Source organism: Paraburkholderia largidicola (assembly GCF_013426895.1).
GTDB classification, from domain to species: Bacteria; Pseudomonadota; Gammaproteobacteria; order Burkholderiales; family Burkholderiaceae; genus Paraburkholderia; species Paraburkholderia largidicola.
Genome location: NZ_AP023174.1, coordinates 3097383 through 3116742 on the forward strand (window position 1 = coordinate 3097383; position 19360 = coordinate 3116742).

Here is a 19360-nt window from a genome sequence, read left to right on the forward strand (position 1 = left end):
CGTCTGTAGCGTCAGCGTTGTCCCGCCAGAGCGAGCCGGCAAGCCAGCCCGGCGAACACTGAACCGAGCAGATACTGCGGCCAGCGCGACGCGCTCTTGCCGCTGTTCAGTTTCCGGCTCAGTCTGCTGGCAAGCAGAATCACGCTGCCATTCACGAAGAAGCCGATCACATTGAGTACGGTCGCAAGCAACATGATCTGCAACGCGACCGAGCCCGCCTCCGGCTTCACGAACTGCGGAAACAATGCGAGCACGAACAGCGCAACCTTCGGATTAATCAGGTTCGTGAACAACCCTTGCCTGAAAATCCTGCCGACGGGATAACGTCGCATCGACGCATCAGGCGTCAGCATCGTTCCTTCCGAGCGGAACGTTTTCCAGGCCAGATAGAGCAAGTAGGCCGCGCCCGCGAAGCGCACGATGTCATAGGCCATCGGCGCGGCAAGAAACAGCTGTGACAGGCCGAACGCCGCGGCGAGCGCATGGCAATACGTGCCGACCATGATCCCGGCGAAGGACGCAAAACCCGCTGCCCTTCCCTGGCTCACGCTGCGGGAAGCAATCAGCAACATATCGGGACCGGGCGTGGCGGTAAGTGCGAGACACGCGCCTGAGAACAGCGCGAGCGTGGCGAGACTGAGCATCGAAGACCCCTTTTGGTCAGTTACGGAACGTCCAAAAGGGATCTCAGTGTATTGAGCGGCTGCGGCCTGGTCAATCGGTCGCCCACCTACCTCACCAGATACGACGTACGAAAGCCCTCTACCCTGCGCTACACTCGCGCTTTCTCTCTCGATAGAACCCGCCATGATCGGTCGCATCGCCGGCGTTTTGCTGGAAAAGAATCCGCCTCACCTTCTGATCGACTGCAACGGCGTCGGCTACGAAGTCGATGTGCCGATGAGCACGTTCTACAACCTGCCCGGCACCGGCGAAAAAGTCGTGTTGCTCACGCAGATGATCGTGCGCGAAGACGCGCATCTGCTGTACGGCTTTCTCACGCCGCAAGAGCGTTCGACGTTTCGCGAGTTGTTAAAGATCACGGGCATCGGCGCGCGCATGGCGCTCGCCGTGCTGTCCGGCATGAGCGTGCAGGAGCTGTCGCAGACGGTAACGATGCAGGACGCCGCGCGCCTCACGCGCGTGCCGGGTATCGGCAAGAAGACGGCGGAGCGGCTCCTGCTCGAACTGAAGGGCAAGCTCGGCGCCGACCTTGGCGCGATGGCGGGCGCCGCGTCGCAGTCCGACCATGCGTCCGACATTCTGAATGCGCTGCTGGCATTGGGTTACTCCGAAAAAGAAGCGCTCGCGGCCATCAAGAACGTGCCCGCAGGCACCGGCGTTTCCGAGGGCATCAAGCTCGCGTTGAAGGCGCTGTCGAAGGGCTGAGGCGGCTTGCGGCAGCGGCGATGTGTGAAGCTTCGCATGGCGCGTCTGGATGTACACCCTGGCCATTCGGCCAGGTCGTCGAACAGGCTCTGCGCGGTACAATGCCCGCATGATCGAACACGACAAACTCGCCGCCGAACGCATCATCGCCGCCACGCCCGTGTCGCCGAACGAGGAAGCGTTCGAGCGCGCGTTGCGCCCGCGCCAGCTCGACGAATACGTCGGCCAGGAAAAGGTGCGCGGCCAGCTGGAAATCTTCATCGAAGCCGCCAAGCGCCGCAAGGAATCGCTGGATCACGTGCTGCTGTTCGGTCCGCCGGGTCTCGGCAAGACGACGCTCGCGCATATCATCGCGCGCGAGATGGGCGTCAACTTGCGGCAGACGTCGGGCCCCGTGCTGGAACGCGCGGGCGACCTCGCCGCGCTGCTGACCAATCTCGAAGCCAACGACGTTCTTTTCATCGACGAGATTCACCGGCTGTCGCCCGTCGTCGAGGAAATCCTGTACCCGGCGCTCGAGGATTATCAGATCGACATCATGATCGGCGAAGGTCCCGCCGCGCGTAGCGTGAAGCTCGATCTGCAGCCGTTCACGCTGGTCGGGGCGACCACGCGCGCGGGCATGCTGACCAACCCGTTGCGCGACCGCTTCGGCATCGTCGCGCGGCTGGAGTTCTATAACGCCGAGGAACTGGCGCGTATCGTGAGCCGCTCGGCCTCGCTGCTGGGCGCGCAGATCCATCCCGATGGCGCGCTCGAAATCGCCAAGCGCTCGCGCGGCACGCCGCGTATCGCGAACCGCCTGCTGCGCCGCGTGCGCGACTTCGCCGAGGTGAAGGCAGACGGCAATATCACCGCGAAGGTCGCGGATGCCGCACTGAAAATGCTCGACGTCGATCCCGTCGGCTTCGATCTGATGGACCGCAAGCTGCTCGAAGCCATCCTGCACAAGTTCGATGGCGGGCCAGTCGGTGTGGACAATCTGGCGGCTGCGATTGGCGAAGAGCGCGACACGATCGAAGACGTGCTCGAACCGTATCTGATCCAGCAAGGCTTCTTGCAACGCACGCCGCGCGGGCGTGTCGCCACGCTGTTGACGTATCGGCACTTTGGCCTGGCCGCCCCGGATACGGCAAGCCCTGTGCGCAATCTGTGGGATTCGGAGCCGACTTAAGCGGCTCTCAAGGAAAAACGCGGCGAACTGCCGCGTCTATCAGACTCAACGCCCGGCTTCGGGCGTTTTTTTCTTGAAGCTGTCGTCTTCGGCGCGGCCGTCGAGATGCGCGATATCGGCCCACGACACGACCTTCGCACGGCCGTCTTCGAATTCGACCACATTCACGCTAGTGTTCAGCAGCGCGTAGTTGCGCGGCGCATCCAGCGGCAAGCCATTCGCGAAGCGATACACGCAATCCAGCACGCCGCCATGCGCGACAATCGCGATCCGATCGTTCGGATGCGCGGCGACCACGGGCTCGATCGCATGCAGCACGCGGTGATAGAACACGCGCTGCGATTCGCCCTCGGGCGGCGAAAAGCCCGGATCTCGCGTCTGCCACTGCGCGTATTCGTCGGGGAAGCGCAAAGCGATCTCGTCGCTGTCGTGTCCCTGGAATGCGCCGTAATTGCGCTCGCGCAGGCCTTGTTTCAGCTTCAGCGGCAGGCCGAGCACGTCGGCAAATGGCTGCGCCGTTTGTTGCGCGCGCATGAGGTCGCTCGAATAAATCGCGTCGAGCCGCGCGCCCTCCCCAGCCTCGCGTGCGAAACGTTCGGCGAGACGTTGCGCCTGGTCGACACCGCTCGTCGCGAGCGGAATATCGATGTGCCCTTGAATCCGCTTGATGCGGTTCCAGTCGGTTTCGCCGTGTCGGATGAAGAGGACTTGTGTTGCCATGGAATCGGAGCGGGAAAACAAAGGTTAGGCGCGCGTCTGCAGCCAGAACGTCACGGGGCCGTCGTTGACGAGCGACACCTGCATGTCCGCGCCGAATTCACCCGTCTCGACAATGGGATGCTTCGCGCGCGCCGCCGCCACGAAGTAGTCGAACAGGCGCTTGCCCTCGTCGGGCGGCGCGGCGGGTGTGAAGCTCGGGCGCAGGCCGCTGTTCGTATCGGCGGCCAGTGTGAACTGCGACACGAGCAGCAAGCCGCCCGCGCGTCCCGCACCATCGATGTTCTGGACAGGCAGGTTCATCTTGCCCGCCGCGTCGCTGAACACGCGATAGCCGAGCATTTTGGCGAGCAGTTTATCGGCGGCGGCATCGGTATCGCCGCGCTCTGCGCAAACCAGTGCAAGCAGGCCCGCATCGATCGCGCCCGTCACACGGTCAGCGACGCGCACTTCCGCGCGCCGCACGCGTTGAATCAGCGCGATCATGCAGCGCGCTTCCGTTGCGTCGCTTGCAAACGCTCGCAGACCATCATGCCGTCAGCGTGACGCGTGCGAACCGGCGCTTGCCGACCTGCACGACGAACTCACCGGCTTCGATCTTCAACCCCTTGTCCGACACGGTTGCGCCGTCGATCTTCACGCCGCCCTGCTCGATGTTGCGCAGCGCTTCGCTCGTCGACGGCACGAGACCAGCCTGCTTCAGCAACTGCCCGATTGCGAGCGGCGCGCCCGCGAGCGTCACCGACGGGATATCGTCCGGCACGCCGCCCTTCGCGCGGTGGTTGAAGTCTTCCAGCGCGCGCTCTGCGTCGGGCTGCGAGTGAAAGCGCGCGACGATTTCCTGCGCGAGCATCACCTTGAAGTCGCGCGGATTGCGTCCGCCTTCGATTTCACGCTTGAAGGCTTCGATCTCCGCCATCGGACGGAACGACAGCAGTTCGAAGTAGCGCCACATCAGCACGTCGGAAATGCTCATCAGCTTGCCGAACATGTCGTTCGGCTTTTCGCTGATGCCCACATAGTTAGCCTTCGACTTCGACATCTTCTCGACGCCATCCAGCCCTTCGAGCAGCGGCATCGTCAGAATGCACTGCTGTTCCTGACCGTACTGCTTCTGCAGTTCGCGGCCGACCAGCAGATTGAACTTCTGGTCCGTGCCGCCGAGCTCGAGATCCGCATTCAGCGCGACGGAGTCGTAGCCCTGCATCAGCGGATAGAGGAATTCGTGGATCGAGATGGGGACGCCGCCCTGGAACCGCTTCGTGAAGTCTTCGCGCTCCAGAATGCGCGCGACCGTGTAGCGCGACGCGAGCTTGATCATGCCGTCGGCGCCGAGCGGCATCGACCATTCGCTGTTGTAGCGGATTTCCGTCTTCTCGCGGTCGAGCACCAGCGCGGCCTGCTCGAAGTACGTCTTCGCATTCGATTCGATCTGCTCGCGCGTGAGCGGCGGGCGCGTTGCGTTGCGGCCGGACGGATCGCCGATCAGCGACGTGAAATCGCCGATCAGGAAGATCACCGTGTGACCGAGATCCTGCAACTGACGCATCTTGTTCAGCACGACGGTGTGACCGATGTGGATGTCGGGCGCCGTCGGGTCGAGACCGAGCTTGATGCGCAGCGGCGTGCCCGTGGCCGCGCTCTTCGCGAGCTTTTGCGCGAACTCCTCTTCGATCAGCAGTTCGTCGACGCCGCGCTTCGTGACTTCGAGCGCGTGGCGAACTTCGTCGGTGATCGGGTAGGCGGAATTGGGCTTGGCGGTGGACTCGGTGCTCATGCTGGAACGGGAGATCGCAAAAAGAGAGATTGTCCCATAGTTGCGGGGCATTGCGCCCTGATCTCACGCGAAACGCGCTCCAACTCGCGGCAGGGTGCGGCGCGTGTGGCGAATGTGGACCGTCATGAGCGCTCGCGCCCCTCGTTTCATCGATTGTTTCGGGACGCACCGATGAGCGACAATCGTCGTCAACGAGGCGCCGGAAGCATCCACGAGGCGCGACGAACGACGATCAGAGGAGCAAAGCGTGGCCAAAGACACGGCAGACGGCGTGTATTTCGGGTTGATGTCAGGCACGAGCATGGACGGCGTGGACGGCATCGCGGTCGAATTTGCGAAGGGCAAGGCGCCCGTCGTGCGGTCGCAGGCGTTCGTGGGCTTTTCCGAGGGTCTGCGCGACGCGCTGTTCGCCCTGCAGCAACCGGGAGACAACGAGATCGAGCGCGAGGCGCTCGCAGCCAACGCGCTGGCCGCGCGCTACACGGTGTGCTGCCATGAGTTGCTGCGCTCGGGCAATCTGTCCGCTGCGGACGTCCGGGCGATCGGCGTGCACGGGCAAACGGTGCGGCATCGGCCGGAAAAAGGCTACACGAAGCAGATCAACAATCCGGCGTTGCTGGCCGAAATGATGCATATCGACGTGATCGCCGATTTTCGCAGCCGCGACGTCGCGGCGGGCGGCCAGGGCGCACCGCTCGTGCCTGCCTTCCACGCGACGGTTTTCGGCGCGAAGAACGAGACGCGGGTGGTCTGCAATCTGGGCGGGATCAGCAATATCACGATCCTTTCGGCGAACGGCGCGGTGCGCGGCTTCGACTGCGGCCCCGCTAACGCGTTGCTCGACGAATGGGCGCACCGGCATCTGAACAAGCCATTCGACGAGAACGGTCAGTTTGCGGCGTCGGGTCAGGTGCATCGTCCGTTGCTGAACGCATTCCTCGACGAGCCGTTTTTCGAGGCACAACCGCCGAAGAGCACGGGCCGCGACCTGTTCAACCCCGAATGGCTCGACGCCCGGTTGCAAGGATTCGCTAATGTCAGCCCCGCCGACGTCCAGGCGACACTGGTCGCGTTGACGGCCGTCACGGTCGCGCGAGAGGTCGAACGCCATGCACCCGATTGCAAGGCGGTCTATGTGTGTGGCGGCGGCGCACGCAATCCGGAAATCATGAAGGCATTGCAGGGCGCGCTCGCCGAAAGCGGCTGCAGCGGCGTCCCCGTCATGACGACGGAGGCGCTCGGCGTGCCGCCGCATCAGGTCGAGCCGCTCGCCTTTGCGTGGCTCGCCATGCGTTGCGTAGCGCGCGAACCGGGGAATCTGCCGTCGGTGACGGGCGCAGCGGACGAGCGCGTGCTCGGCGCCATCTATCCGCGCTGACACGGCACGCGAAATGAACGTGAAAATAAAAACGGGGCCGAAGCCCCGTTTTTGCTGCAACTTACACGAAGAAGCTGCGATTACACCGAGAACGACGAGCCGCAACCGCAAGTGGTCGTAGCATTCGGGTTCTTGATGACGAACTGCGCGCCGTTGATGTCGTCCTTGTAATCGATCTCTGCGCCAACCAGATACTGATAGCTCATCGAATCGATCAACAACTGGACGCCGCTCTTGTTCATCACGGTGTCGTCTTCGTTGATGGCTTCGTCAAACGTGAAGCCGTACTGGAAGCCCGAGCAGCCGCCACCCTGCACGAATACGCGCAGCTTCAGCTCCGGGTTGCCTTCTTCTTCGATCAGTTCTTTGACCTTGTCAGCCGCCGCGTCGGTAAAGACGAACGGTGCCGGCATCTCGGTCACGGGGGTGTCGGTCACTGCGTCCATGCGAACTCTCCAAAATAGCTTCTACACGCTATTGTATTGCTGTTCCCGATATCGTGCTGAAGCCCATGAAATCAATAGGTTCTTATGCACACCGGTTGATTCATGCGGCGGCAGGTGTCAACCATGTCCTCGTACACCTGTCAGCGATGTCCGCATACGGACCGAACGTGCAGCACGACAAATAAAAAAGCCGCCTTCGCAGATGCGTTGGCGGCTTTCTGCAGCAGGCCCTGTCTGAAACAGAGCCAGCTCGAAACGATTAACGCTTCGAGAACTGCTTGCGGCGACGTGCCTTGTGGAAACCGACCTTCTTACGTTCCACTTCACGTGCGTCACGCGTCACGAAGCCTGCGTTCGACAGAGCCGGCTTCAGCGTCGCGTCGTAGTCCATCAGCGCGCGGGTGATGCCGTGGCGAACTGCGCCGGCTTGACCCGTTTCACCGCCGCCCGTCACGTTGACCTTGATGTCGAACGTAGCAGCGTGGTTCGTGAGTTCCAGCGGCTGACGCACGATCATCAGCGACGTTTCGCGCGAGAAGTAGTCGGCGATAGGCTTGCCGTTGACGACGATCTCGCCCTTGCCTGCCTTGATGAAGACACGAGCAACAGCGCTCTTGCGGCGGCCCGTACCGTAATTCCAGTTACCGATCATGTGGGCTCCCCTTAGATCTCGAGCGCCTTCGGCTGTTGTGCCGAATGCGGATGCGTTGCGTCTGCGTAGACCTTCAGCTTCTTGATCATCGCGTAGCCCAGCGGGCCCTTCGGCAGCATGCCCTTGACCGCTTTCTCGAGCGCGCGGCCCGGGAAGCGTTCCTGCATCTTGCCGAACGTCGTCTCATAGATACCGCCCGGGTAGCCCGAGTGGCGATAGTACTTCTTGTCCGTGGTCTTGTTACCCGTGACCTTCAGCTTGCCGGCGTTGATAACGATGATGAAATCACCGGTGTCGACGTGCGGAGTGAATTCAGGCTTGTGCTTGCCGCGAAGACGGTGTGCCACTTCGCTGGCGACACGCCCGAGAACCTTATCCGTCGCGTCAATCACGTACCATTCGCGCGTAACCTCATGGGCTTTTGCGGAAAACGTCTTCATGATCGATCCAAAAAATAGTGCTGCGCCCTGTGTTTTTTTCCTGCTTGTAAGTGCGCTTCGAGGCGCGTGCAGGCTCTCCCTGGTTCTTCCTCCGCGGGCGCGACTGCGGAAAAGCCCTGAATTATAAAGGAATTTGTGCCAAGGAGTCAAAGCGCCCGGACAACGGAAAGCTGAGGACGAAAAAAAGCCCGAACTAGCGGTTCGGGCTTAATCCACCTTAGGAGGAGGGTGGAGGAGACATGCGGAGATTGTCGAACTGCGACAACCAATGAACTGATTATATGGTTGGTGCTTGTGCGACGCAAGAACATTTGCAATGCGAAATAGAGTTTCATTATGCGGAATTTACTTGAAGCATCCACAAAATAAAGAAAATCTCTTTAAAACAATGATTTAGATTACGCGCACAGATCTACCGCTGCAGTTGCCCTAGAGCAACACGCCTAAAACGGTCCGTGCTATCCCTTATGCGCCGAACATGCCGCAGCGCAGCAAGCAAGGTGTAATCCGCATAACCCGCCGTCGGTGTCGCTCCGGGCGAGCCATCACCCGCCGGGCTACAATGCGCATCTCGAATTCAAGCTTGCGAGCGGAGTACACGAATGGAATGCAAAGTCAGCTGGATGGGTCAGGACGGCATGGCGTTCGCCGCCGAAACGGGCAGCGGCCACCTCGTCGCGATGGACGGCGCGCCTGAAGGCGGCGGTCGCAACCTGGCGCCGCGTCCGATGGAAATGGTGCTGCTCGGCACGGGCGGCTGCACGGCATACGACGTCGTGATGATCCTGAAGAAGAGCCGTCAGGAAATCAGCGGCTGTTCGGTGACGCTGAAAGCCGAGCGCGCCAGCGAGGACCCGAAGGTATTCACGAAGGTCCATTTCCATTTCACGGTGACGGGCAAGAACCTCAATCCGTCGACGGTGGAACGGGCGATCAATCTGTCGCACGACAAATATTGCTCGGCGTCGATCATGATTGCGAAAACGGCCGAACTCACGCATTCGTTCGACATCGTCGCGGACTAAAGCCGCCCGAAGCGGCGCGAGCGCCGAAAAAGAAAATGCCGGCGTCCCAACGGACGCCGGCATTTGTCATTTGAGCGGCAAAGCAGGCCGATAAGCCGGATTTTGTGCACGCGACGCGCCCGAAAGCGCGCCACGCGTGGCAGCCATTCCTCTAGACGCGCCATTGCTGACGCGCTCAAGCTTCCTACCCGCTGACGTGACGGGGGCCCCGCCCTGCATCTCGAAGATGCTAGCCAGCCTACTTGGAATTGCTCCGGGTGGAGGTTACCGTGCCGGTCTGCCTCGCAGCAGCCGCGGTGCGCTCTTACCGCACCGTTTCACCCTTACCTGATCCCAGCTTGCGCCGGGCCATCGGCGGTTTGCTTTCTGTTGCCCTGTTCCGCGTGTCGCCACGGATGGCCGTTAGCCATCACCCTGCCCTGTGGAGTCCGGACTTTCCTCGCCCTCGCCGGCCGAAACCGCCGAGGCCGCGACTGCCTGGCCTGCTTTGCTGGCGGCGATTTTAACATCTGCCGTTATGCGCGACCGCCGTCCGCTGCGAAACACGGACGCATCGTCGTAGAAAGACGGCGCTTCATTCTCTGGCCACCAACCGGGAACGCCGAGCACGGGCAGCGGCGCGAACATCCGGGCGCTGAATCCCGGCGTATCGAGCAACGTGCGGGCAACGCTTTCGTCCAGATACGCGTCGCGCGAAACGCGTGTCCATGAGAAATACGCGGATGGCACATCGACGATCCACGCGTGTGCTGTACACGCTTTATAGGGCGTGACGAGCTTTTCCAGCAGCGCGTGCCCGAAGCAGCGCACCTCGCAGCGCTCGTCCCACGCGGTGCGCCGGTCCACGAATAGGGTTTTCCAGTCGAACGAGCGCAACGCGGCAGCCAGCGATTCGTCCGCACACGCGAACAGCACGGCGTTTTCGTCGAACAGCGTCAACGCATCGCGTGTGCCGCCGCGCGTCGAACCGATGCCGAGCACGTCGACGACCGCGGACCCGCGTGCGCTCAGCGCCGCCTTGATGCGCGGAAACTGAAACCACATCAATGCGTTGAAGAAATCATGCAGATTGTGGCGCGTCGGCACCTGGCCCGTCGCCGCGATATGGGCTTCGTACGCGGTGCCGGGCGGCAATTCGTCCTGCGGGATAAAGGCGAGCGGCTGGCCGCGTCCCGTTGTGACGACGGCGGACGCGGCATCCGCGTTCATCTCGTGCAACTGATCCGCCGCGCTGCGCAGCGCAGCCTGCTGCCAGCGCACGCCGCGCGCCGCAACCTGCGCGAACCACGGCATCGACCAGTCGATATCCGCGAAACCCGACGCAGCGCGTTTCAACGCGCCGCCCGGTGAGTCCATCTCGCGCGACATTCGCTCAGCAAGCGCTCAAACGAGCTTCCAGCCGATCGTCTCGCCGCCGCGCAACGGCACGACGGGCGTGTCGCCGGCCGTGACTTCCGCCGGCAGCGTCCATTCCTCGCGACGCAGCGTCACCTTCTCCTCGCTGCGCGGCAGGCGGTAGAAATCCGCGCCGTGGAAGCTCGCGAAGCCTTCGAGCTTGTCGAGCGCGCCTGCGTTGTCGAACGCTTCCGCGTACAGCTCGAGTGCATGCAGCGCCGTGTAGCAGCCCGCGCAGCCGCACGCGTGCTCCTTCAGGCCCTTCGGATGCGGCGCGCTGTCCGTGCCGAGGAAGAAGCGCGGATTGCCCGAAGTGGCCGCCTCGACGAGCGCCACACGATGCGTCTCGCGTTTCAACACGGGCAAGCAGTAGTAATGCGGACGAATGCCGCCCTGGAAAATCGCATTGCGGTTGTACAGCAGATGATGGGCAGTGATCGTCGCGCCCAGTAGTTCGGGCGGCGCGCCCGCGTCGCGGACGTAGTCGGCGGCATCCTTGGTAGTGATGTGCTCGAACACGACCTTCAGCGCCGGGAAATCGCGGCGCAGCGGCGTCATGACGCGGTCGATGAAGACTTTCTCGCGGTCGAACAGGTCGATCGACGAATCGGTCACTTCGCCGTGAATCAGCAGCGGCATGCCCGTTTCCTGCATCATCTCGAGCGTTTTCGCGCATTTACGGATGTCGGTGACGCCCGCATCGGAATTCGTCGTCGCGCCCGCCGGATACAGCTTCACGCCATGCACGAAGCCGCTTTCGCGGGCGCGGCGGATTTCTTCAGGCGGCGTGTTGTCGGTCAGATACAGCGTCATCAGCGGCTCGAACTTCACGCCGGCCGGAATCGCCGCAATGATGCGCTCGCGATAGGCGCGCGCCATCTCGGTCGTCGTGACGGGCGGTTTCAGGTTCGGCATGATGATCGCGCGGCCGAACTGGCGCGCGGTGTGCGGCAGGACGGCGGCGAGCATCGCGCCGTCGCGGACGTGCAAGTGCCAGTCATCGGGACGGGCGATCGTGAGGGTATCGACGGAAGCAGTGGATGCGGTCATGGCGGGGATTCACGAGCGTCACAGGCGCGGCAAATTGCGCAACTGACGGCATAACTGACGAGGTCTTTCCACAATTGCAGCCAAAACACCCGTCAATTTTGCTTTTTGCCGCTTCTGGCTCGGTGATATGCTTGGAAAATCATCATTGTAACGGGTCGGCCCACGTGGGCTCATACCCCGTTAGAAAGGCTTGTCTTCCGCATCATGTGCCAACTACTCGGAATGAATTGCGCCGCGCCCACGGACGTCACGTTCTCGTTCACCGGCTTCGCAGCGCGCGGCGGCGTCACTGACCACCACTCCGACGGCTGGGGCATCGCCTTCTTCGAAGACAAGGCCTGTCGCCTGTTCATCGACCATCAGTCGTCGGCCACCTCGCCGATCGCCGACATGGTCAAGCGCTACCCGATCAAGTCGAAAAACACGATTGCGCATATCCGTAAGGCGACGCAAGGGCATATCGTGCTCGAGAACTGCCATCCGTTCATGCGGGAGTTGTGGGGACGGCACTGGATCTTCGCGCACAACGGCGATCTGCAGAATTACAGCCCGGTGCTGTCGGGCGTGTATCAGCCCGTCGGCAGCACCGATAGCGAGCTGGCGTTCTGCGCGCTGCTGCAAGGTCTGCGCAAGGCGTTTCCCGGCTCGCAGCCGCCGCTGGACGAACTGTTCGCCGCGCTCGAAACGCTGACGCGCGAAATCACCCAGTTCGGCGTGTTCAATTTCCTGATGTCGAATGGCCAGGCGCTGTTCGCGCACTGCTCGACTCACCTGCATTACCTCGTGCGCAGCTGGCCGTTTTCGACCGCGCATCTCGTCGATGCGGACGTGTCGATCGATTTCGCCAAGTACACGACACCCGAAGACCGCGTCGCCGTCATCGCCACGCAGCCGCTGACCGACAACGAAATCTGGACGGCTTTCGAGCCGGGCGATCTGCTGATGTTCCAGCACGGCGAAGTGATCGCGCGGGCCAACGTACCTGTGCCGCCGGCCGTGCTGGAGAAGGCGCGCAATCCCGGTTGCGATCCGAGCGCTTCCGCGAGCATGCTGCCCGCCGCCTCTGTTGCCGATCTTGAATCCGACGACGCCGCCGCGTACGAATCCTGATCGTCCGATAGCCGTTGTCGCGCTGGTTCCGTCGCTCGCTGCCAGCGTCAATGCTCGCGTACGTTCGCCGCGAGAACGGCTTCGCTACACCCGTCACCGTTTCCCGTCTCATGCGCCGCGACCGTTCCGCACAGGAACTGACGCAGCGCGGGATGACAACGCCACCGTTCCGGTTCGTCTGATTCCTTCGCATCGCCCGGTTCAGTGTTAGGCGAACAACAATCGCACAGCTTAGTGCGACAAACTTCGAGGCTCGCGGCAAGCGCGCTCGCGCTCAGCGGGTCCGCGTAGTTGACCGCGGAGATATCCAGCAGAAGGCGTTTCAGAGGGGAATCTGTTCCGTCACGCAGCACCTCCTTCATCAGGCGCCCGGCGATCTGCTCCGCCTCGTGCTGAAAAATGTCGAACATTCTTCTGGATAACTGATTTCTTTGTCCGTGACGAGAAATCCACAATTGTGCCGACTCCGCGAACTGCGCAGACGTCAGCCATTTGCCTTCCAGCCGCATTGACACCAACTCATGAACGACCAGGTCGCTCATCAAAAACACTTTCATGGATTATCTCTTGTCGATCGAAAGCGAATGACAGCGACGCACCCCGCTCGCCTTCATCACGTTTCGCCGGAAGCTTATGCTCACGCCAGCACAAGTTGCATGAGACGATTCCGATTAATATGTCGCTTAATAGATAACAGTCCTAATAGAAGCAAGACGCAATTAAGAGAAATAAAAAAAGCCGCCCCAAACGGAGCGGCTTTTTTGTCTCTACAGTCTGATTCTTAATGCAGAATCTTTGCGAGAAAATCTTTCGCACGATCCGATTTCGGATTCGCGAAAAAGTCTTCCTTGCGGTCGTCTTCGACGATGAGGCCCTTATCCATGAAGATCACGCGATGCGCGACCTTCTTCGCAAAACCCATTTCGTGCGTCACGCACATCATGGTCATGCCTTCCTGCGCCAGTTCGACCATCACGTCGAGCACTTCATTGATCATTTCAGGATCGAGCGCGGACGTGGGTTCGTCGAACAGCATTGCGATCGGGTCCATCGACAGCGCGCGCGCAATCGCCACGCGCTGCTGCTGACCACCCGACAACTGCCCCGGATACTTGTCCGCATGCGCGCGCAGGCCGACGCGGTCGAGCAGCTTCAGGCCCTTCGCAGTGGCTTCGTCCTTCGAGCGGCCGAGCACCTTGATCTGCGCGAGCGTGAGGTTTTCGGTGATCGACAGATGCGGGAACAGCTCGAAATGCTGGAACACCATGCCGACCTTCGAGCGCAGCTTCGACAGATTGGTCTTCTTGTCGGTGAGCGACTGGCCGTTGATGACGATCTCGCCCTTCTGGAACGGCTCGAGCCCGTTGACCGTCTTGATCAGCGTCGATTTGCCCGAACCCGACGGGCCGCACACGACCACCACTTCGCCCTTTTTCACTTCCGTCGTGCAGTCGGTCAGCACCTGGAACTGGCCGTACCACTTCGACACATTCTTGATAGAGATCATCTTGCGACCTTTTTCTGAAGACTTTTGACGAGGCTCGACGCGACCACGCAGATCACGAAGTAACACGCACCGGCGAACAGTACCATTTCGACGTTCGTGCCGTCACGGTCGCCAATATTCGTGGCCGTGCGGAAGAAGTCGGCGAGGCTGATCACGTAGACGAGCGACGTATCCTGAAACAGCACGATGGCCTGCGTGAGCAGCAGCGGCACCATCGCGCGAAATGCCTGCGGCAGCACGACGAGGCGCATTGCCTGTGCGTAGTTCATGCCGAGCGCGAACGACGCGTTCACCTGGCCGCGCGGTACGGCCTGAATACCCGCACGGATGATTTCCGAGTAGTACGCGGCTTCGAACAGCGAGAACGCGACCATCGCCGACGCGAGACGGATGTCGATGTCCGCGGAAAGGCCCAGCACGTTTTGCAGCAGCTGCGGCACGATCAGGAAGAACCACAGCAGAACCATCACGAGCGGGATCGAACGGAACAGCGTCACGTAGATCTTTGCGAACCATTCGAACGGCTTGAACGACGACAGCCGCATGATCGCGAGCACCGTGCCCCACACGATGCCGATCACGATCGCGAGAATCGTGATCTTGAACGTGACGACAGCGCCAGTCCACAGCGTCGGCAGTGCGCCCGGAATACCGCTCCAGTCGAAATGATGCATCACTTGCCTCCGATATAGCCAGGCAGCCGGCTCTTGGCTTCGACGATGCGCATCAGCGACATCACGATCATGTTGATGAGCAGATACGCGATCGTGACGGCGATGAACGACTCATACGTCTGCGCCGTGTAGTCGACGAGCTGGCGCGCCTGCGCGGACAGATCGAGCAGACCGATCGTCGACGCAACGGCAGAGTTCTTGAAGATGTTCAGGAACTCGGACGTGAGCGGCGGCACGATGATCCGGTAAGCCACGGGCAAGAGCACGTAGCGATACGTCTGCCATTGCGTCAGGCCCAGTGCGAACCCCGCGAAGCGCTGACCGCGCGGCAGCGCGTTGATGCCCGAGCGCACCTGTTCGCATACGCGTGCGGCGGTGAACAGCCCGAGACAGATGATCGACGACGAGAAGAACTGCGCGCCCGGCGGCAGTTGCTTGAACCAGGTGCCGATCGAAACGGGCAGCAACTCCGGTATCACCAGATACCAGACGAAGAATTGAACGATCAGCGGGATGTTACGGAAGATGGCGACATACACGGTGCCGATTGCCGCGACGCGCGGGTTCTGGACCGTACGCAGCACGCCGAAGAACGACCCGACGATCAGCGCGATCACCCACGCGCACAGCGAAACGGTGACCGTCACCCATAGACCGGACAGCAGCCAGCCCAGATAGGTGGTCGGCTCGCCGGTGGAAACCGGACTCAGCAGAATGCCCCAGTTCCAGTGGTATGACATGACGAAGACTCCAACAAAAAGAAACGGAAGAAGCGCTTGCCCCTTCCGTTCCGTTCAACACGTTGACTTTTGAGCTAACGGTTGCCGAGGGTTAGTCGATTGCCTTGTCGTTCGGGCTCTTGTAGAGCGCCTTGATGTCATCGCTTTCCGGGAAGGCCAGGTTGAGGCCCTTCGGCGGGATCGGCGATTCGAACCACTTCTTGTAGATCTTGTCGGCTTCGCCCGACGTTTCGACCTTGGCGATCGCATCGTCGACGACCTTCTTGAACTCCGGATCGTTCTTGCGCAGCATGCAGCCGTAAGCCTCATGCGATTGCGGCGCGCCGACGATGATGAAATCGTTCGGCGTGTTCGACTTCGCGCGCTCGCCGGCGAGCAGTGCGTCGTCCATCATGAACGCGGCAGCGCGGCCCGTCGACAGCGTCAGGAACGACTCGCCGTGGTCCTTCGCGCTGATGATGTTCATGCCCATGTTCTTGTCCTGGTTCATCTTGCGAAGCAGGCGCTCGGACGTGGTGCCAGCCGTCGTCACGACGGTCTTGCCCTTCAGGTCCGCCCAGTCTTTGACGCCGGAATCTTTCTTCGTCATCAGGCGCGTGCCGATCACGAAAATCGTGTTCGAGAATGCAACCTGCTGCTGACGTTCAGCATTGTTGGTGGTCGAGCCGCATTCGAGGTCGACGGTACCGTTCTGCACGAGCGGAATGCGGTTTTGCGACGTGATCGGCGTCAGCTTGACCTTCAGGTCCGGCATGTTCAGCTTCTGCTTGACGGCATCCACGACCTTCAGCGCGAATTCCTGCGAGTAGCCGACCACGTTCTGCTTGTCGTCGTAGTACGAAAACGGAATCGACGATTCGCGGTGGCCCAGCGAAATAACGCCCGTGTCCTTGATCTTCTTCAGCGTGCCGGCGTCCTGCGCATGCGCGCCTACCGTAAACAATCCCAGTGTCGCGAGAAGCAGCGCAGCTTTTTTAACCTTCATTTGTGATCTCCTTGGCAAGAACCGGCGCCAGTGTATCTCAGTAATTATTCTGAAAGTATGGTTGTTAACCATGTTCCGCGTGTGGTGTTGCATAAAGCCACCACTTTGCCGCGGGGCGGCGCCAGTATTGGCTTACAGCGCCTTCACCGGAGCGATGCAACCGTCATCGGATGCGTCGTTTTTGCCGGTTTGGCGCGACGTCAACTGCACAAAAACGGACGGCACCCGAAGATGCCGTCCGCCCGGTATTCTGCGCGAGTCCGCCGATTCGCGCTGGTGAAACATCGTTGCGCGGCGCCCGCCTCCATGCCGGGCGCCGTGCCGCCGTGTATGCGAGATACACGGCAGCGCCGTATCAGGGATACAGGCCGCGCATTTCGCGCGCTTGAAGGATGCGTTTGCAAGCAACGATGAACGCCGCCGTACGCACCGACACCTTCTGCTCGCTCGCCACCTGCCACACGGCCGCAAACGCTTCGCGCATCACGCGTTCGAGACGCTCGTTGATCTCGTCTTCCGTCCAGAAGAAGCTCGAGAAATCCTGCACCCATTCGAAGTACGACACCGTCACGCCGCCCGCATTCGCGACGACGTCGGGGATCACGAGGATGCCCTTGTCATGCAGGATGTCATCGGCGGCCGTCGTGGTCGGGCCGTTCGCGCCTTCGACGACGATCTTCGTACGAATCTTGCCCGCGTTCTTCTCGGTGATCTGGTTTTCCAGCGCAGCCGGAATCAGGATGTCCGATTCGACCGTCCAGAAGTCATCGTTGGCGATCGTGTCGGCTTCCGCGTAGCCGCCGACGCCGCCATGCTTCGCGACGTGTTCGAGCAGTGCGACTGCATCGATGCCCGACTCCTTGTACAGCGTGCCCGTATGATCCTGCACGGCGACGACCTTCGCGCCCGCTTCCTGATACAGACGCGCGGCGATGCCGCCGACGTTGCCGAAGCCCTGCACGGCGATGCGCGCGCCTTCGATATCCATGCCGATGCGGCGCGCCGCTTCGCAGCCGACGACGAACACGCCGCGGCCCGTCGCTTCACGACGGCCAAGCGAGCCGCCGAGCGTGATCGGCTTGCCCGTCACGACGCCCGTGGCCGTTTGGCCCTGGTTCATCGAGTACGTGTCCATCATCCACGCCATGATCTGCTCGTTCGTGTTCACGTCCGGCGCGGGAATGTCGGTGTTCGGTCCGATGATGATGCCGATTTCGCTGGTGTAGCGGCGCGTCATGCGCTCCAGCTCACCACGCGACAGCTTGCGCGGATCGACACGGATCCCGCCCTTCGCACCGCCGTACGGCACGTTCACGGCAGCGTTCTTCACCGACATCCACGCGGACAGCGCCATCACTTCCGACAGCGTCACGTCCTGGTGATAACGCACGCCGCCCTTGCCCGGACCGCGCGACACGTTGTGCTGCACGCGATAGCCTTCGAAGTGCGCAACCGTGCCGTTATCGAGTTCGATGGGCACGTCGACGATCAGAATGCGCTTCGGGCGCTTGAGCGTTTCGAGCCAGCGCGACAGCGGGCCCAGATAGGGCGCCACGCGATCGACTTGACGGAGATAGTTGCCCCAAGGGCCGAGATCGTCGGCATGAAGGTAGGACGGGATGGACTGCAGATTTGCCGCGGTAGACATGAACGCTCCAGCGTTTTTATCGGGTGACGCTATTGTCGAAAAAAAGCGCTGAAAGGGTCCAATGCCGTTTGGTCATCCCATTATGTTTTTCTTGCATAACGCTGGGGAAAGCGCAAATGCGTGTCGCAAAGCCGTTACTTGCGCGTCCCGCAATGCAGTGTTGATTACTTCGAGGCTTGCGTGAGTTCCGTGCTGACGACGTCCCACAGCGCGCGCACCAGTTGCTGGCGCGCGTCGTCGGTCTGCACGGCGAGTTTGTCGCGGTACAGGCGGATCTCCATCGTCAACGTGAGCTGACCTTGTGCGACGCCGCGCGACGCACGGTCGAGCCGGATCAGGCGGCCATCCGCGACGGCGTCTTCGACGGCGCTGTGCGGCAGGAACGCGACGCCGTGTCCGGCCAGCGCCATCGCCTTCAGCCCTTCGGCCATGTCCGTTTCATACACACGATCGAGATAGAGACGTCCGGGCGCCGTCGCAAAGATCACTTCCGTCATGCGTCCCAGATACGCATTGGGTGTGTAGGAGAGATACGGCGTGGGCGCGTCGGACGTGCCGGGCAACGTGTAGCGCGGGCGGCCACCCTTACCTGGCGCGGAGAACGGACTGATCGCTTCGATGCCGAGCGTCAGCATGTCGTAGCGCGCGGGATCGAGCGCGACGGGATGGCTCGGATGGTGATAGCCCATCACCAGATCGCAGCCGCCTTCGACCAGCGACAGCACCGCGTCGTGCACATTCAGCGCGCGCAGCCGCGTGTGAATCGGGCCGAGCTGCGCCTCGATGCGTTGCAGCCAGCGCGGGAAGTACGTCAGCGACAGCGTATGCGGGACGGCGAACTCGATCGTCGCGGCGGGCGTCGCCGTATGGCCGCGCAACAGCGTGCGCGCCTCGTGGAACTGCGACAGCATCGCGAGCGCCTGCTCGTAGAAGACCTGGCCCGCTGCCGTGAGGCGCGTCGGGTAAACCGAACGGTCGATCAGTTCCGTGCCGAGCCATGCCTCGAGCGCCTGGATGCGCCGTGAAAAAGCCGGCTGCGTGACGTGCCGCAATTCCGCCGAGCGGCTGAAACTGCGCGTTTCCGCCAGCGACACGAAGTCTTCGAGCCATTTCAGTTCCATACGGACCAGCGCTCCAGCAGTAACGGAAAGCCTGCATTCTAGCGGCGCCGCGCGTGGCCAGGCGCATGGGCGCCGGGCCCCGCGCCGGGTCCGATGTCCTAAAGTGGTAAAATTCGCGGTTCTCCCCGCTTG

Annotated in this window: 21 protein-coding genes, 1 other RNA gene and 1 pseudogene; 6 read left to right on the forward strand and 17 right to left on the reverse strand. The window is 61.7% G+C overall.

What is annotated here, in order from left to right:
- Nucleotides 1–11: 11 nt before the first annotated feature.
- Complete coding sequence (locus PPGU16_RS13700) at nt 12–644, reverse strand: LysE family translocator (RefSeq protein ID WP_180720460.1); 633 nt, start codon at nt 642–644, stop codon at nt 12–14.
- 163 nt (nt 645–807) lie between these two features.
- Here PPGU16_RS13700 and ruvA point away from each other — a divergent pair, with 163 nt between their 5' ends.
- Nucleotides 808–1389, forward strand: coding sequence for a Holliday junction branch migration protein RuvA (gene ruvA / locus PPGU16_RS13705; RefSeq protein WP_180720461.1), 582 nt, complete (start codon nt 808–810; stop codon nt 1387–1389).
- A 109-nt stretch (nt 1390–1498) separates the two neighbouring features.
- Complete coding sequence (gene ruvB / locus PPGU16_RS13710) at nt 1499–2563, forward strand: Holliday junction branch migration DNA helicase RuvB (RefSeq protein ID WP_180720462.1); 1065 nt, start codon at nt 1499–1501, stop codon at nt 2561–2563.
- A 45-nt stretch (nt 2564–2608) separates the two neighbouring features.
- Here ruvB and PPGU16_RS13715 read toward each other — a convergent pair whose 3' ends face one another.
- The 3 genes from PPGU16_RS13715 to tyrS are packed head-to-tail and all read right to left on the reverse strand — an operon-like array spanning nt 2609 to nt 5057.
- Complete coding sequence (locus tag PPGU16_RS13715) at nt 2609–3283, reverse strand: histidine phosphatase family protein (protein ID WP_180720463.1); 675 nt, start codon at nt 3281–3283, stop codon at nt 2609–2611.
- Between the two features lie 24 nt (nt 3284–3307).
- Nucleotides 3308–3766 carry a D-aminoacyl-tRNA deacylase gene (gene dtd / locus PPGU16_RS13720; RefSeq protein WP_007745682.1) on the reverse strand — a complete coding sequence of 153 codons (459 nt, stop codon included), beginning with the start codon at nt 3764–3766 and terminating at the stop codon, nt 3308–3310.
- 43 nt (nt 3767–3809) lie between these two features.
- Entirely contained in the window at nt 3810–5057 is a 1248-nt protein-coding gene (tyrS, locus tag PPGU16_RS13725) for a tyrosine--tRNA ligase (protein WP_180720464.1), read from the reverse strand.
- Between the two features lie 247 nt (nt 5058–5304).
- Here tyrS and PPGU16_RS13730 point away from each other — a divergent pair, with 247 nt between their 5' ends.
- Nucleotides 5305–6435: an anhydro-N-acetylmuramic acid kinase gene (locus tag PPGU16_RS13730; protein ID WP_086909301.1), complete on the forward strand. Its 1131-nt coding sequence runs from the start codon at nt 5305–5307 to the stop codon at nt 6433–6435.
- 80 nt (nt 6436–6515) lie between these two features.
- Here the strand turns inward: PPGU16_RS13730 and erpA are convergent, their stop codons facing one another.
- The 3 genes from erpA to rplM all read right to left on the reverse strand — a co-directional run bounded on the left by erpA (nt 6516) and on the right by rplM (nt 7973).
- Nucleotides 6516–6881 (reverse strand): iron-sulfur cluster insertion protein ErpA, encoded by a 366-nt coding sequence (gene erpA, locus PPGU16_RS13735; protein WP_007587442.1) that lies wholly within the window; start codon nt 6879–6881, stop codon nt 6516–6518.
- Nucleotides 6882–7140: 259 nt separating this feature from the next.
- Entirely contained in the window at nt 7141–7533 is a 393-nt protein-coding gene (gene rpsI / locus PPGU16_RS13740) for a 30S ribosomal protein S9 (protein ID WP_042308025.1), read from the reverse strand.
- Between the two features lie 11 nt (nt 7534–7544).
- Nucleotides 7545–7973 carry a 50S ribosomal protein L13 gene (gene rplM / locus PPGU16_RS13745; protein ID WP_087739748.1) on the reverse strand — a complete coding sequence of 143 codons (429 nt, stop codon included), beginning with the start codon at nt 7971–7973 and terminating at the stop codon, nt 7545–7547.
- A 602-nt stretch (nt 7974–8575) separates the two neighbouring features.
- Here rplM and PPGU16_RS13750 point away from each other — a divergent pair.
- A complete protein-coding gene (locus tag PPGU16_RS13750) occupies nt 8576–8998 on the forward strand; it encodes an OsmC family protein (RefSeq protein ID WP_007587439.1) in 423 nt (140 codons plus the stop codon).
- A gap of 75 nt (nt 8999–9073) precedes the next feature.
- Here the strand turns inward: PPGU16_RS13750 and rnpB are convergent.
- Nucleotides 9074–9487, reverse strand: an RNA gene (gene rnpB / locus PPGU16_RS13755) — RNase P RNA component class A.
- A 99-nt stretch (nt 9488–9586) separates the two neighbouring features.
- A pseudogene (locus tag PPGU16_RS42665) lies at nt 9587–10132 on the reverse strand (DUF3025 domain-containing protein); the annotation flags it as partial.
- On the opposite strand from PPGU16_RS42665, the gene PPGU16_RS42670 reads away from it, so the two are divergent.
- Nucleotides 10061–10348, forward strand: a complete 288-nt coding sequence (locus PPGU16_RS42670) for a hypothetical protein (protein ID WP_243460548.1) — start codon at nt 10061–10063, stop codon at nt 10346–10348. The pseudogene PPGU16_RS42665 and the gene PPGU16_RS42670 overlap by 72 nt on opposite strands.
- 33 nt (nt 10349–10381) lie before the next feature.
- Here the strand turns inward: PPGU16_RS42670 and pyrC are convergent, their stop codons facing one another.
- Nucleotides 10382–11443: a dihydroorotase gene (gene pyrC, locus PPGU16_RS13765; RefSeq protein WP_180720465.1), complete on the reverse strand. Its 1062-nt coding sequence runs from the start codon at nt 11441–11443 to the stop codon at nt 10382–10384.
- Nucleotides 11444–11647: 204 nt separating this feature from the next.
- Between pyrC and PPGU16_RS13770 the strand changes: the two genes are divergently transcribed.
- Nucleotides 11648–12553 carry a class II glutamine amidotransferase gene (locus PPGU16_RS13770; RefSeq protein WP_180720466.1) on the forward strand — a complete coding sequence of 302 codons (906 nt, stop codon included), beginning with the start codon at nt 11648–11650 and terminating at the stop codon, nt 12551–12553.
- Between the two features lie 47 nt (nt 12554–12600).
- On the opposite strand, the gene PPGU16_RS13775 is transcribed toward PPGU16_RS13770, so the two are convergent.
- From PPGU16_RS13775 to PPGU16_RS13805, 7 genes are all read right to left on the reverse strand, one after another.
- Nucleotides 12601–13110 (reverse strand): hypothetical protein, encoded by a 510-nt coding sequence (locus PPGU16_RS13775; protein ID WP_180720467.1) that lies wholly within the window; start codon nt 13108–13110, stop codon nt 12601–12603.
- Nucleotides 13111–13334: 224 nt separating this feature from the next.
- On the reverse strand, nt 13335–14060 hold the full coding sequence (locus PPGU16_RS13780; RefSeq protein WP_007587434.1) for an amino acid ABC transporter ATP-binding protein: 726 nt from the start codon (nt 14058–14060) through the stop codon (nt 13335–13337).
- Nucleotides 14057–14734 (reverse strand): glutamate/aspartate ABC transporter permease GltK, encoded by a 678-nt coding sequence (gene gltK, locus PPGU16_RS13785; protein ID WP_042308019.1) that lies wholly within the window; start codon nt 14732–14734, stop codon nt 14057–14059. Before gltK ends, PPGU16_RS13780 begins: the two co-directional genes overlap by 4 nt.
- The gene (locus PPGU16_RS13790; RefSeq protein WP_180720468.1) at nt 14734–15474 is read right to left on the reverse strand and encodes an amino acid ABC transporter permease; all 741 of its coding nucleotides are present in this window, start codon (nt 15472–15474) and stop codon (nt 14734–14736) included. The genes gltK and PPGU16_RS13790 overlap by 1 nt, the downstream gene beginning before the upstream one ends.
- A gap of 91 nt (nt 15475–15565) precedes the next feature.
- Nucleotides 15566–16459 carry a glutamate/aspartate ABC transporter substrate-binding protein gene (locus PPGU16_RS13795; RefSeq protein ID WP_180720469.1) on the reverse strand — a complete coding sequence of 298 codons (894 nt, stop codon included), beginning with the start codon at nt 16457–16459 and terminating at the stop codon, nt 15566–15568.
- 355 nt (nt 16460–16814) lie between these two features.
- Nucleotides 16815–18107: a Glu/Leu/Phe/Val family dehydrogenase gene (locus tag PPGU16_RS13800; RefSeq protein WP_180720470.1), complete on the reverse strand. Its 1293-nt coding sequence runs from the start codon at nt 18105–18107 to the stop codon at nt 16815–16817.
- A gap of 164 nt (nt 18108–18271) precedes the next feature.
- The gene (locus tag PPGU16_RS13805) at nt 18272–19228 is read right to left on the reverse strand and encodes a LysR family transcriptional regulator (protein ID WP_180720471.1); all 957 of its coding nucleotides are present in this window, start codon (nt 19226–19228) and stop codon (nt 18272–18274) included.
- Between the last annotated feature and the right edge of the window lie 132 nt (nt 19229–19360).